The organism is Halomonas sp. 11-S5, from assembly GCF_029889825.1.
In the GTDB taxonomy this organism is placed as follows: Bacteria; Pseudomonadota; Gammaproteobacteria; order Pseudomonadales; family Halomonadaceae; genus Halomonas.
Map to the genome: position 1 here is coordinate 1 of NZ_JARANW010000006.1, position 12,822 is coordinate 12,822.

Sequence of the window (12,822 nt, forward strand, 5' to 3'; positions counted from 1 at the left end):
TCCTCCTTAGGCATATTGTTTGTTTGGCGATTAACAACATGCCGACCCATGCAGGTCTTTTCAATCATATCATCCTGATTTTCTTATCTATTTCGTGGGGATCCATCAGGGGTCACCTGGTGGTCGTCCACGGCGAGAATGCGGGCGTTGCTGATGGCGATCTGGCGCGTGTAGCGCGCCAGGTAGCGGACCACGCCGGGCGTGTGCTCGAGACAGTCCTTGCTGTAGACCACCCACTCAGTGGCCATCAGGGTGTTGAGCTGATTGTCCACGTCACCCGGCCGGGTGACCCGGTGGAGTTCGCCGGCAGTGGCGGCCTGACGCAGGGCACTGACCATGTGCCCGCGAAAGTGGCGCGACAGGGCCCGGACCGGGAACAGGTAGCGACTGCGAGCCCCATGCCAGCCGCCATCGTCGCCCAGCGCACCGCCGGGGACCAGGCAATGCAGGTGCACGTGCTGGCTCAGGTTCTGGCCCCAGGTGTGAAGCACGGCGCTCATGCCCATCTCGCCACCGAGACGCTAGGGATCGCGACCAAAGAATCGGAGGGTGTGCCAGACGCTCTGGAACAGCAGTCGGTAAATCACCTCGGGGTGAAGCTGGACCCCGCCGTTGAAGCTGTGCGGCAGGGTGAACACGACGTGGTAGTAGCGCACCGACAGGATGTTCGCCTGCTGACGCTCGGCCCACTGATACATGGCGCAGCCCTGGCACTGCGGGCAGTGACGATCGCGACAGCCGAAGTAGTGCGGCTGGGTGTGGTCGCAGTCCGTACACTGCAAGACCGTCCCGCCCATCGCCTCGGTGCGACAGGCAAGCAGGTGGTGGCACACCCGTTGACGCTGGAGATCGAGGCCGGCCGGATCGAGAAAGCGGGTCAGGGCCTGTTGAAGGGTGGCAGTCTCAGTCATGGCTCACCTCCAGGCCGGCCACCAGGTCGATGGGGCCCTGACTCGTCCCCTGCTGGCCCGGCAGCCAGTGCAGGTAGCGCATCGTCGACTGGACGCTGCGGTGGCCCAGCAACCGTTGAAGCTGATGAACGGGCAGTCCCTGCTCCAGGACATGCGTGGCGTAGGCTGTGGATGCCACCGATCCGTTCGACCCCGGCCTGGCGCTTGGCCTGGGTAAAGGCCTTCTGCGGCGCGCTCGGGTGCAGCGCACGATCCGGGAACAGGGCACTGGGGAACAAGCCAGGTCGGCGGCCGATAGGCACGCCAGACATCACGCAAGCGATCGAGCAGGGTCGCCGGTAGCAGGACCATGCGGTCCTTCGCCCCCTTGCCCTGCGCCACACGGAGCTGGCCGCGCTGGCCGTCGATGTCCCGGACCCGTAGGTGGCAGACCTCGCTCACGCGCAGTCCGCAGCCATAACACAGTTCGAGCATCATGCGATGCTTGGGGTTGTGGCACGCGGCCAGGATCCGCCGGACGTCGTCGCGAGTCAGCAGCTCCGGAATCCGTTGTGGTGTCTTCGGCACCACGGGCGATACCTCAACCGACGGCCAGTGCAGCACCTGGAGGTACAGGAACCGCACGCCGTGCAGATAGACGCGGCAGCTGGCGGCTAACAAACTGCGTTCCTGGACCAGATGATTGAAGAAGCGTTGCAGGTCGTCGGTGCTCAACTGTCTGGCGGTCGGTGGAAACAGCGCGCCAGGTCCGTGATCACCATCAGGTAGGTAGTGTGGGTGCGTTGCGCGAAGCCATGCTGACGCATGGCCTCGATCATCGTCTGTCGTAAGGCAGTCATCGTCGTCACTCCTGTTCTTTGACCCATGAGGGTCGAAGAACAGTGTGGTTCGATGAAGCGAAAGACAGGATTCGACGACAGCTACCGCGAAGCGGTTTAGTTCAACGCCGCGCTTTGCGGCTGCTTTGTAGCGCCAGCGGAAAAGCAGTCCGACAACAGCGCCTTGTTACAACTTGCTTCGATTGTGGCATAGTGCTACAATTAAGAAAACTCTACGCTGGAGGCACAAATGGCTACGAACAGTATTCGCTTAGATCAAAAGCTAATTGAAAAAGCCACTATTATGGCCAAAGCTCTTAATCGAACCCCTCCCAAACAAATAGAACATTGGGCAAAAATCGGCGAGATAATGGAAGATAACCCCGATTTACCCTACGAATTTGTAAGGCAAGCCATCATCGCGCAGGCAGAGCGGGACGCCGGAAAGCTGGAGGCCTACGATTTTGGTTAAAGCCACGAGTGTATTACAGACCCCTACGTTCAAGAAAGCGGTAAAGAAACTCAAGCCCAACCAGAAAACAGACCTTGATCTGGCGGTTAAGGACTTAATCGCCGACCCCAACATTGGTGAGCAGAAGAAAGGGGATCTGGCCTTTCTGCGAGTCCATAAGTTCAAAATGAACAAGCAGTTGACGCTGCTAGGTTACAGCTTTGATGATGGTGCTCTTGTCCTCGAACTGATGGCCCTGGGATCACACGAAAACTTCTACTGCGATCTAAAGCGGAAGAAATGACGTTGTAACGCCAGCGCACAACGGCGCCCTTGTAATGGAGGCGCAGCCGCAATGTAAAGGGCGTCCGGCGGCCGCAGGCCGCGAATTGATGCGCCTTGTTACACATCACCTGCCAATTCTGCAACCAGCGCCTCATGTGAGTTGCCTGCCTGTAGAGTGTGCCAAATTTCGATAATGTGGCGCCTGTTTCTCTCAAGCCAGGAGACAACATCACTATCGTATTTCTTGGGCAAGTTACCTTCCAGCCTTTCACCCGACTCAATCGAATAACTGGCGGCGTGTTGTTGCTTACCATAATCAATGTGGATATGAGGTAATTTATGCCCCTTTTCCTGGTAGATCTTGATTTTCATGTTTTTTCTCTTAGCCAAGAGAATCTCCATGAAATCACTTTTTGAAGGTCGCCTTGGCTGGGTAATGTCATCCTTTTGAGCAAATAACCTCTGCAGCTCCTTGAATTCCTCGTCAAGGCTCATAGTTCCTCCGTGAGGTGTAACGCTGCCAACACGCGCAGCTTTGTAGTGAAGGCGAAGCCGCAACGGAAAAGCTGTCGCTGTGCTTGGCCTGGTTATGTGCTTTACCGGACATACCCCTTCAACTGTTTGCGTAGCTGAGAAAACGCCTGAGAAACCTGGCCTATGTGTTTCATCAAAGTTTCGTTGTCGTTTTCAGGGTTCTCCGTCTTGTGCCCGTTCTCCTTGCAGATATAGAGATCAGTCAATCCGCCCATACCACCTTTGGGAATGCTCTTTTCTTGAGCTACAGCGTGCTGAATATTGCCTTCTGCCAGCGCGCGCGAAAGTACCTCGTACCTTTTTGCCCAGGCTTCCAAACCTCTGGACCTGAGGAACGAAACGAATGCGTTCACTTCATTGAGCGCTAGAATTCTTCTAGATTCGTTGGATTCATTCATACTTACACATAACAGGTATTAGACGGCGCGTTCTATGATTGGATCAACGTGCCGGCACGTTTTATTGAAAAATGCTGCTTGCAAAAGCGCTTTCAATCTCTTAATTCTCCATAATTTTAATTAAAATTAGGCTACATATCCAAAATTCGCGCTCCTGCTGCATTTGCCGGAAAGGCCGCTTTGGGTCGATAGCCGCCCTTCGACCAATACAACCCATCGGCCACAGGCTGACGGGCAAGGGGCGAAATTCCCAGTCTCGGGGCACGCTACCGCCGGAAGGCGCACAAGGGGCTGCCATCCTGGCGGTTGCGGGATATCAGCGTCGCCATCCCTGCGAACATCGAATCACTTCACGTTAGCAAAGATTGCTTCGGGTTGTATCACCGCAGCCTGATGAAAAGGTCGTAGGTTTCTGGTGCCAATCGGTGGCCTGCCTAAGCCGCTGGCGGGGTCTCGATGCGAACCCGCAGCGGTCATGGGGAGCTGGCCTGCCTTCACGGCAGGGCCCTGCGTGTCTGCCGGCATCGGGGCCCGGGAAGTGGTCAGTCGAGGCCGTGGCGCGCCCGGAAGGCCTCGACGACAGAGCGCAGCTCGGGGGCGAGTCTGGCCAGGGTCTCCTTGGCGATCGGGGCCGGCACGCCGCCGTGGAAGGCTTCCGCCATGCCGCCGGCCATGCAGGCCAGGGTGTCGGCATCGCCGCCCAGCGAGACGGCGTTGCGGATGGCCTCCTCGACACCGTCCGCCTCCAGGAAGGCGATGATGGCCTGGGGCACCGAGCCCCGGCAGGTCACGTCGAAGCGGTAGCCGGGGCGGATATCGTCGAGGCGCGGCGCGAGGTCGTAGTAGAAGCGCTCCTCGATCTCGGTGAGGATCTCGAGCCGCGAGGCGCCGTGACGGGCCAGGAAGATGACGGCCGCCACGGCTTGGGCGCCACGGATGCCCTCGGGGTGGTCGTGGGTGACCTCGGCGCTGCGTCGGGCCAGCGTCAGCGCCTCGTCCAGGGAGCTGGCCGCGAACCCCACCGGACTGACCCGCATGGCCGAGCCATTGGCGAGGCTGTGATAGGGGCGACGCTCACCGCTTATCGCCCACTGGCGGAAATGGCCACCGAAACCGGCCTCCGGGTAGCGGTGATAGTAGGCGTGGAAGGCCTCGGCGAAGTCGCCTCCCTCGAGCAGCACCTCGGCCACCGCCACGCTCAGCACGGTATCATCGGTGAAGGTGCTCCCGGGCGTGAACAGCGGGAAGTCGCGGGTCTTGGTCCCCGCTTGCTCGTGGACCGAGCCGATGATGTCGCCGGCGATGGCTCCCAGCATGCGTCACCTCCGTCGTCCGGTGCCTCCAATCCCCGCCCTCTCCCGCAGTATAGTCCGGCACGGAGCGGGGGCGCGGCAGGGGCCGGGAAATCAGGGGGTCAGGACATCAGCGCGGGCTCGGCGCCAGCGCCTCGCCGACGGCGATCGTCTGGCCCTCGCCCGCCAGCAGGATGGCGTTCTGGCCGAAGTAGCCGCCGGGGGCCAGGCGGGTGCTCATCTCCACCAGGGTGCGCAGAGGCTCGCCGGGCACGGCGATCTTGCCGGTCGCCTGGTCGACGGTGGTGATCTTGCAGCGCTGGCAGGGCTTGCGCAGCCCCAGCCGGACCGCGCCCTCGTGGAGGGAAAGCTCGCCCCAGCCGTCCTCGGCGAAAGGCTCGTCACCGTCCACGACGATACTGGGCCGGAAGCGGGCCATGGGCACCGGGGCGAGGCCCTTGGCCTGCAGCGTCCGGTTGACCTCGGCCAGCGAGGCCTCGGAGACCACCAGGAAGGGATAGCCATCGGCGAAGGCGGTGTGGGCCTGCTCGCCGGGCGCCAGGAAGTGGGGCTCGACGTTACGACGTTGGTCCGGCGCGAAACGCACCAGCCGCAGGCCACTGCCCTTGAAGTCGCCCAGCACGGCGCCGAGCCACGCGGCGGCCTCCGCCCCCTCGTCCAGTGCCTGGCACTGGTCGTCCCAGACATACACCGGCAGTCGGGGCTGGTCGTCACGCCGAAGCGAAATGCGTAGCGGCGCCGCCTCGGGGTATTCCAGTATCAGCGCCTCGTCATCCAGGCGCACGACGATCCGCGCCATGTGCGGCAGCTGGCGCTGGGTGACGAAGCGGCCGATGTCGTCGACCACCATCCAGTGGCGGTCATAGGTCAAGCCCCGGGCGCCCAGTTCGGCCTGGCCGAGCGTGATGCCGCCCAGCGATTTGACGGGATAGATATGAAGTTCGGTGATCCTCACGGGCGGCTCCTGAGGCGGGAAAGCCCCAAGCCTAGCCCAGCCAGAAAGCGATTACAGCCGGCGGGTCTCGACCACGTAGCCGATGATCGGATAACCCGCCTTGCGGGCGGCCTTCTCGGCTTCCAGCTGAGCCTCGACCTTGGAGATGCTGGAGGAGACGTGCTCGAAGACGCTATCGAGCTCCAGCGGCTTGGTGCGCACCGCCAGCTTCACCAGGTGGCCGGTCTTCGGCGCGCCGGATGGCTTGCTGCGCGTGGCCTTGGGGGCAGGGTTCGCGTCGGCGGGCCATTCGGGGGGCGAGGTCGCCGCCTTGCGACGAGTCTCCTGCTCGTTATCCATGAAGGCGTTGATCTCGCGACGCATCTGCTGCTCGAATTCATTCAGTTCCGTTTCCATCGTGTCTCCGTCAACCACAGGGATGGCGCGAGTGTACCAGAACTCTCGCCGAAGCCATGCCTCCGCCAACACCCGCCCCATGGCGCATGCCGGGTTGGCGGTCCCTCGCCGCCCCCTGTTTCAGGACCCTTTCTCGCGTTCGGTAACCCTCACGACACCTCGAGGGCGACCTTCAGCACGCCATCACGCTGATGAGAGAAGAGGTCGTAGGCATCGACGATCTTCTCCAGCGGGTAGCGGTGGGTGACCATCGGGCCGAGATCCAGGCGGCCGCTGTCGATGATCTGCATCAGCCGGCGCATGCGCTCCTTGCCGCCGGGGCACAGCGAGGTGACGATGCGATGGTCGCCCAGGCCCGCGCAGAAGGCGTCCAGCGGGATGGTGAGGCTCTCGGAGTAGACCCCGAGGCTCGACAGGGTGCCGCCGGGCTTGATGACACGCAGCGCCTGCTCGAAGGTCTGCTGCAGCCCCAACGCCTCGATGGAGGCATCCACGCCGCGCCCGCCGGTGAGCTTGAGGATCTCGGAAACGACGTCCACCTGGCGGAAGTTGAGGGTCACGTCGGCGCCCATCTTGCGGGCCATCTCGAGGCGCTCATCGACGCCGTCCACGGCGATGATCAGCCCCGCGCCGCGCAGCCGGGCGCCGGCAGTGGCGCACAGGCCGATGGGGCCCTGGGCGAATACCGCCACGCTGTCGCCGATCTTGATGTTGGCGGATTCGGCGCCGGCGAAGCCGGTGGACATGATATCGGGGCACATCAGCACCTGGTCGTCGGTGAGGCCGTCGGGCACCGGCGAGAGGTTGGCCTGGGCATCCGGCACGCACAGGTACTCGGCCTGGGCGCCGTCGATGGTGTTGCCGAAGCGCCAGCCGCCCATGGGCTTGTAGCCGTGGGCGTGGTGGCCGCCATCCTGGGAGCTGCAGCCATCCTGGCAGGCGTAGGAGGTAAAGCTCGGGCAGATCGCCCCAGCGATCACCCGCTGCCCTTCCCGATAGCCCTGAACGTTGGCGCCGAGCTTCTCGATCACCCCCACCGGCTCATGGCCCACGATCAGGCCCGTCTCCACCGGGTACTCGCCCTTGAGGATATGCACGTCGGTGCCGCAGATGGTGGTGGTGGTCACCCGGATCAGGGCATCGTTGGGGCCGATGTCGGGAATCGGGCGGTCGTCGATCTCGATGCGGCCGGGTTCAACGAAGACGGCGGCTTTCATCATGGCGGGCATGACAGACTCCTGGCGCGTGAAGGAAAAGTACCCTTCAGCTATAGCAGGAGTTCTCTGACTCCACCTTTGATCCACATCAACGTCATGCTGCAACGCCGTATTCCGTGCCCCGTGGCATCACGGCTTCCCATGGCCCTTGAGCCGCCGTAACCTTCGGGTTCACCCGAACGCGCTTTCGCTCTCCAAAGGAACTGGAATGTCACCCGCCGATACCCTGCGCCTGCTGCTGCTCTCCTCGTTGTGGGGCCTGTCGTTCATCTTCATGCGGGTGGCGTCACCCGAGTTCGGCCCGGTGCCGCTGGTGCTGGTGCGCATGGGGGTTGGCGCGGCGCTGCTGGTGCCGCTGCTACTCAGCGTTCACTACCTCAGGCTGGTGCGGGAGCATGCGGGCAGGCTCTTGGTGCTGGGATTGATCAACCATGTGCTGCCCTTTTCGCTGCTGGCACTCGCCACTACCCGCCTGGAGGCGGGCTTCACCTCGCTGATCAATGCCACCACGCCGATCTTCACGGCACTGCTCGGGGCGCTGTTCTTCGCCACGCCCATCCAGCGCCAGCAGTACCTGGGACTGGCCATGGCGCTGTTCGGGGTCTATGTGCTCTCGGCCGACCGGCTGGACTTCGCCCTGGGCGGCGATGGCTGGTTCATCCTTGCCGTGCTGGGGGCGACCTTCTGCTACGGGGTGGCCGGCAACTACTCGAAGACCTATCTTACTCACCTGCCGGTGCGGGTGCTGGCCGCCGGCAGCACCACCATGTCGGCGCTGATCCTGCTCGTCCCGGGGCTGATGCTCTGGCCCGCGGAGCCGATCAGTGGCCTGGCCTGGGCCAACGGCCTGGCGCTCGCGGTGCTCAGCACCACGCTGGCCTTCCTGCTCTACTTCGGCCTGATCGCCAGCGCCGGGGCCACGGCCACCTCCACGGTGACCTTCCTGGTGCCGGTCAGCGCCCTGGTCTGGGGCTACCTGCTGCTGGGCGAGCGTCTCAGCCTGCAGATACTGGCCGGCATGGCGATCACCCTGGCCGGCACCGCCATCGCCACCCGCATGATCCGGCGCCGCCGTCGCCGAGTCGCCTAGACTGACCCTCGCCGCACGCCACTCCCTTGCCGCACGTCCGGGGCTTGGCGAAACCGCCCTCAGGGGGTCAGACTGACGACGTCATACCCCAAACCAAGGAGCCCGCCATGACGATTGCCATCGGCGACCGAATTCCCGACGTGACCCTCAAGACCAACGGCCCGGACGGCCCCCAGGACCTATCCACTGGCGAGCTGTTCGCCGGCCGCAGGGTGGTATTGTTCGCGGTGCCCGGCGCCTTCACTCCCGGTTGTTCCAACACCCATATGCCGGGCTTCGTGGTCAATGCCGACAAGATCCTCGCCAAGGGCGTCGACGCCATCGCCTGCCTGTCGGTCAACGACGCCTTCGTGATGGGTGCCTGGCAGCAGGACCAGAACGCCCAGGCCTTCACCATGCTGGCCGACGGCAACGCCGAGCTGACCCGGGCGCTGGGGCTGGAGAAGGACGCGACCGCCGGCGGCATGGGCATTCGCTCTCAGCGCTTCGCGATGATCGTCGATGACGGCGTGGTGACGTCACTGGGCATCGACGAGAAGGGCGTCGACAAGAGCAGTGCCGAGACGGTGCTGGCCCAGCTGTAGGCCTTGGCCACCCGACACGTCAGGCCTCCATGAGCCTTTCCCCTTAATATCAATACCCCCTTCGAGCGCCTGGAGAGGGTGACGGTGATCACCCGCCGGACGCAGCGCGGCCGTGGCATCCATGCCACGGCCGCGCTGTTTCTGCTTGCCAAGTTGATGACGGCTCAGAAGTTCGGCTTGCGCTTCTCGACGAAGGCGCTCATGCCCTCGGTCTGCTCGTCGCCGGCGAAGCAGAAGGCGAACAGGGCATTCTCCAGCGCCAGGGCGCTGTCCAGGTCCTGGTCCATGCCGTCGTGGATCGCCTGCTTGGCGGCGCGCACCGACCGCGGACCATTGCCGCCGATCTGCTTGGTGAGCTCATCGACGTAGCCCTCGAGCTCGGCCTGGGGCATCACGCGGTTGACCAGACCGATGCGCAGCGCCTCGGCAGCGTCGATCTTGCGCCCGGTGGTGCACAGGTCGATGGCCATGGCCGGGCCGACCCGACGCGGCAGGCGCTGGGTGCCGCCGAAGCCGGGGATCACGCCGAGCAGCACCTCGGGCTGACCGAAGATGGCGTTGTCGCTGGCCACCGCCCAGTCGCAGGCCAGCGCCAGCTCGCAGCCCCCGCCCAGGCAGAAGCCGTTGACCAGCGCCACGGTGGGCACCGGCAGGGTCTCCAAGCGCTTGAAGGTATCCAGCGCCTGACGGGCGAAGTCGCGGGCTTGCTCGGGTGTCTTCTCGCGCATCTCGGCGATATCGGCACCGGCCACGAAGGACTTCTCGCCGGCGCCGGTGATCAACACGGCACGCAGGTCGTCGCGGGCCTCGAGCTCGGCCAGCACGCGTTCCAGCTCGACCAGCACGTCGCTGTTCAGGGCATTCAGCGCCTTGGGACGGCTGATGGTCAGGCGCACGATGCCGGCGTTTTCTACAACTTCAATCGGGGACTCGCTCATTTTGGGGCTCCTGGCGTTGTTCTTGAAGGGTAGACCGCCCAACCCTAGCGAACGCTTGGTTGGGCGGCAATCCCCTCTTCGGCGTATCAACGAGAAGGAAGCATTCGATTCACGCCACGAGCGAAGATAGGCTGGTTGCCGCTGGACCGCAGCTCCCGGAGTGTAGCCTGCTACATGAGGAGAGCGACGGTCCGACGCTTCGGGACCGCCGGCGGCCAGGATATCGAGCGCAGTAGTGAATCGTCGCTTCCTAGTAGACGTGGAAGCCGCGGCCACTCTTCCGCCCCAGGTAGCCGGCGGCCACCATGCGCTTGAGCAGCGGGCAGGGGCGGTACTTGGGATCGCCGAAGCCATCCTGCAGCACCTCCATGATCGCCAGGCAGACATCCAGGCCGATCAGGTCACCCAGCGCCAGCGGGCCCATCGGATGGGCGGCGCCCAACTTCATGGCCTCGTCCACCGCCTCGGGGGTGGCGGCGCCCTCCTGCACCAGGAAGGCCGCCTCGTTGATCATCGGCACCAGCAGGCGGTTGACCGCGAAGCCGGGCGAGTCGCCCACCGGCACCGGCGTCTTGCCGAGGTCGGCAGCCAGTTGCTCGATGCGCGACACGGTAGCGTCGGACGTCTGCTCGGCGCGAATCACCTCGACCAGCTTGAGCACCGGCACCGGGTTGAAGAAGTGCATGCCCACCACCCGCTCGGGGCGCTCGCAGACGGCGGCGAGCCGCGTCAGCGACAGCGAGGAGGTGTTGGAGGCCAGTATCGCCTCGTGGCTCAGGCGGCTCAGGTCGCGGAACAGCTTCTCCTTGAGCGCCGGCTGCTCGGGGGCGGCCTCGATGATCACCGCGCATTCACGCAGGGCGTCCAACGCCGTCGTGGTATCCAGGCGCGCCAGGGCAGCCTCCCGGTCGGCATCACTGAGCTTCTCCTTGGCCACCAGCTTGCCCAGGCCCTTGTCGATGGCCGCCCGGGCACGCCCGAGCTGCTCGTCGGCCACATCGTAGAGCTTGACGGCGAAGCCGCTGGTGGCCAGGACCTGGGCGATGCCCTGGCCCATGGTGCCGGCGCCGACCACGCCGATCGGTTGATCACTCATTGCACTCTCCTGATGATTTGTCTTGATCTGCCATGGACTGTCGCTCGAAGCTTTTTCCGGCGACAAGCCTGAAGAGGGCCTTGACCCCGAAGAGGGCCCCAGTGCTCCGCCAGACCCATCGCGATGCAAGCATCGCTCCCACAAACCCCTGCGCCTCTGCCCATGTCATAGCCGGCCAAGGCCATCGCAATGGGAGCATCGTTCCTACTTGCGCGCTTCTTCGCGCAGCACGAACTTCTGGATCTTGCCGGTGGAGGTCTTGGGCAGCTCGCTGAAGATCACCGCCTTCGGCGCCTTGAAGTGCGCCAGGTGCGCCCGGCAGTGGTCGATGATCTCCTGCTCGGTGACCTCGCCATAGCCGACCTTGAGCTTGACGAAGGCACAAGGAATCTCGCCCCACTTCTCGTCGGGCTTGGCCACCACCGCGGCCTCCTCCACCGCTGGGTGCGAATAGATGGTGTCCTCCACCTCGATGGTGGAGATGTTCTCGCCGCCGGAAATGATGATGTCCTTGGAGCGGTCCTTGATCTCGAGGTAGCCGTCGGCATGCCACACGGCGAGGTCGCCGGTATGGTACCAGCCGCCCTCCAGGGCCTGCTCGGTGGCCGCCTCGTTCTTCAGATAGCCCTTCATCACGTTGTTGCCGCGCATCAGGATCTCGCCGAGGGTCTGGCCGTCCTTGGGCACCGGCTCCAGGGTGTTGGGGTCGGCAACGCAGAGCGCCTCCAGCATGGGGTAGCGAACCCCCTGACGGGACTTGATCCTGGCCCGCTCTTCCATCGGCAGCTCATCCCAGGCCTCACGCCAGGCACAGGAGGTCACCGGGCCGTAGACCTCGGTGAGGCCGTAGACGTGGGTCACGTCGATGCCGAGCTTCTCCACGCCGGCGATCACCGAGGCGGGTGGCGCCGCCCCCGCGGTGGTGACCTTGACCGGGTGGTCGAAGGCGCGCTTATCCTCCGCGGGCAGGTTGACCAGGCCGTTGAGCACGATGGGCGCGCCGCTGAAATGGCTCACCTGCTCGTCAGCGATCAGGTCCATCACCTTCTTCGCCTCCACCTTGCGCAGGCAGACGTTGGTGCCGGCGGCGGCGGCGATGGTCCAGGGGAAGCACCAGCCGTTGCAGTGGAACATCGGCAGGGTCCAGAGGTAGACCGGATGGTGGGGCATCGCCCACACCAGGATATTGCTGGTGGCATTCAGATAGGCGCCGCGATGGTGATAGACCACGCCCTTGGGCTTGCCGGTGGTTCCGGAGGTGTAGTTGAGCGAAATCGCCTGCCACTCGTCCTCGGGCAGCCGATAGGGATAGGCGGGATCGCCCTCCGCCAGCAGCGCCTCGTACTCGAGATCACCAATGGCTCGACCATCGGGCACGAACTGCGCGTCCGCCACGTCGATGATCAAGGGTTTGTTCTCGAGCTTGGCCACCGCGGCCTCGATGACATCGCTGAACTCGGGGTCGACGAGGATTGCGCTGGCCTCGCCGTGCTCGAGCATGTAGGCGATGGCCTCGGCGTCCAGGCGGATGTTCAGGGTGTTGAGCACGCAGCCGGCCAGCGGTACCCCGAAGTGGGCCTCAAACATCGCCGGCACGTTGGGCAGCATGGCGGCCACCGTCTCGCCGGGCCGGATGCCGCGCTGCTCCAGCGCCGAGGCGAGCCGCCGGCAGCGCTCCCAGGTGGTACCCCAATCGCGGCGGGTCTCGCCGTGGACCACCGCGGGATAATCCGGATAGACCGAGGCGGTACGCTCGATGAAGGTCAGTGGCGAGAGCGCCACAAAGTTGGCGGGGGTCCTGGGGAGGCCCTGCTCGAAGATGCTCTGGCTCATGGT

At 64.1% G+C, this 12,822-nt stretch carries 17 protein-coding genes; 4 read left to right on the forward strand and 13 right to left on the reverse strand.

What is annotated here, in order from left to right:
• Positions 1–83: 83 nt before the first annotated feature.
• The 4 genes from OP497_RS06430 to OP497_RS06445 all read right to left on the reverse strand — a co-directional run bounded on the left by OP497_RS06430 (position 84) and on the right by OP497_RS06445 (position 1,750).
• On the reverse strand, positions 84–500 hold the full coding sequence (locus tag OP497_RS06430; RefSeq protein WP_280547306.1) for a transposase: 417 nt from the start codon (positions 498–500) through the stop codon (positions 84–86).
• A 21-nt stretch (positions 501–521) separates the two neighbouring features.
• Positions 522–911: a transposase zinc-binding domain-containing protein gene (locus OP497_RS06435; RefSeq protein WP_280547308.1), complete on the reverse strand. Its 390-nt coding sequence runs from the start codon at positions 909–911 to the stop codon at positions 522–524.
• Positions 904–1,089, reverse strand: a complete 186-nt coding sequence (locus OP497_RS06440; RefSeq protein WP_280547309.1) for a tyrosine-type recombinase/integrase — start codon at positions 1,087–1,089, stop codon at positions 904–906. Before OP497_RS06440 ends, OP497_RS06435 begins: the two co-directional genes overlap by 8 nt.
• Positions 1,090–1,621: 532 nt before the next feature.
• Entirely contained in the window at positions 1,622–1,750 is a 129-nt protein-coding gene (locus OP497_RS06445) for a hypothetical protein (protein WP_280547311.1), read from the reverse strand.
• Positions 1,751–1,979: 229 nt separating this feature from the next.
• Between OP497_RS06445 and OP497_RS06450 the strand changes: the two genes are divergently transcribed.
• Positions 1,980–2,201: a hypothetical protein gene (locus OP497_RS06450; protein WP_074395037.1), complete on the forward strand. Its 222-nt coding sequence runs from the start codon at positions 1,980–1,982 to the stop codon at positions 2,199–2,201.
• Entirely contained in the window at positions 2,194–2,484 is a 291-nt protein-coding gene (locus OP497_RS06455; RefSeq protein WP_280547314.1) for a type II toxin-antitoxin system RelE/ParE family toxin, read from the forward strand. Before OP497_RS06450 ends, OP497_RS06455 begins: the two co-directional genes overlap by 8 nt.
• A gap of 98 nt (positions 2,485–2,582) precedes the next feature.
• Here OP497_RS06455 and OP497_RS06460 read toward each other — a convergent pair whose 3' ends face one another.
• The 6 genes from OP497_RS06460 to OP497_RS06485 all read right to left on the reverse strand — a co-directional run bounded on the left by OP497_RS06460 (position 2,583) and on the right by OP497_RS06485 (position 7,290).
• Positions 2,583–2,960, reverse strand: coding sequence for a DUF4160 domain-containing protein (locus OP497_RS06460; RefSeq protein WP_280547315.1), 378 nt, complete (start codon positions 2,958–2,960; stop codon positions 2,583–2,585).
• Positions 2,961–3,061: 101 nt separating this feature from the next.
• On the reverse strand, positions 3,062–3,397 hold the full coding sequence (locus OP497_RS06465; protein ID WP_280547316.1) for a hypothetical protein: 336 nt from the start codon (positions 3,395–3,397) through the stop codon (positions 3,062–3,064).
• A 542-nt stretch (positions 3,398–3,939) separates the two neighbouring features.
• Positions 3,940–4,713 carry an ADP-ribosylglycohydrolase family protein gene (locus OP497_RS06470; RefSeq protein ID WP_280547317.1) on the reverse strand — a complete coding sequence of 258 codons (774 nt, stop codon included), beginning with the start codon at positions 4,711–4,713 and terminating at the stop codon, positions 3,940–3,942.
• 106 nt (positions 4,714–4,819) lie between these two features.
• Entirely contained in the window at positions 4,820–5,665 is an 846-nt protein-coding gene (locus tag OP497_RS06475) for an MOSC N-terminal beta barrel domain-containing protein (protein WP_280547318.1), read from the reverse strand.
• A gap of 51 nt (positions 5,666–5,716) precedes the next feature.
• Entirely contained in the window at positions 5,717–6,061 is a 345-nt protein-coding gene (locus OP497_RS06480; protein WP_280547319.1) for a hypothetical protein, read from the reverse strand.
• A gap of 149 nt (positions 6,062–6,210) precedes the next feature.
• On the reverse strand, positions 6,211–7,290 hold the full coding sequence (locus tag OP497_RS06485; protein WP_280547320.1) for an NAD(P)-dependent alcohol dehydrogenase: 1,080 nt from the start codon (positions 7,288–7,290) through the stop codon (positions 6,211–6,213).
• Between the two features lie 196 nt (positions 7,291–7,486).
• Here OP497_RS06485 and OP497_RS06490 point away from each other — a divergent pair, with 196 nt between their 5' ends.
• Both OP497_RS06490 and OP497_RS06495 read left to right on the forward strand, forming a co-directional pair.
• On the forward strand, positions 7,487–8,368 hold the full coding sequence (locus OP497_RS06490; protein WP_280547321.1) for a DMT family transporter: 882 nt from the start codon (positions 7,487–7,489) through the stop codon (positions 8,366–8,368).
• Positions 8,369–8,475: 107 nt separating this feature from the next.
• Positions 8,476–8,952: a peroxiredoxin gene (locus OP497_RS06495; protein WP_280547322.1), complete on the forward strand. Its 477-nt coding sequence runs from the start codon at positions 8,476–8,478 to the stop codon at positions 8,950–8,952.
• Between the two features lie 164 nt (positions 8,953–9,116).
• Here OP497_RS06495 and OP497_RS06500 read toward each other — a convergent pair whose 3' ends face one another.
• The 3 genes from OP497_RS06500 to OP497_RS06510 form a co-directional block, all read right to left on the reverse strand.
• Positions 9,117–9,890 carry an enoyl-CoA hydratase-related protein gene (locus tag OP497_RS06500; protein WP_280547323.1) on the reverse strand — a complete coding sequence of 258 codons (774 nt, stop codon included), beginning with the start codon at positions 9,888–9,890 and terminating at the stop codon, positions 9,117–9,119.
• A gap of 250 nt (positions 9,891–10,140) precedes the next feature.
• The gene (locus OP497_RS06505; protein ID WP_280547324.1) at positions 10,141–10,986 is read right to left on the reverse strand and encodes a 3-hydroxybutyryl-CoA dehydrogenase; all 846 of its coding nucleotides are present in this window, start codon (positions 10,984–10,986) and stop codon (positions 10,141–10,143) included.
• A 204-nt stretch (positions 10,987–11,190) separates the two neighbouring features.
• Positions 11,191–12,819, reverse strand: a complete 1,629-nt coding sequence (locus OP497_RS06510; RefSeq protein WP_280547325.1) for an acyl-CoA synthetase — start codon at positions 12,817–12,819, stop codon at positions 11,191–11,193.
• Positions 12,820–12,822: the final 3 nt, after the last annotated feature.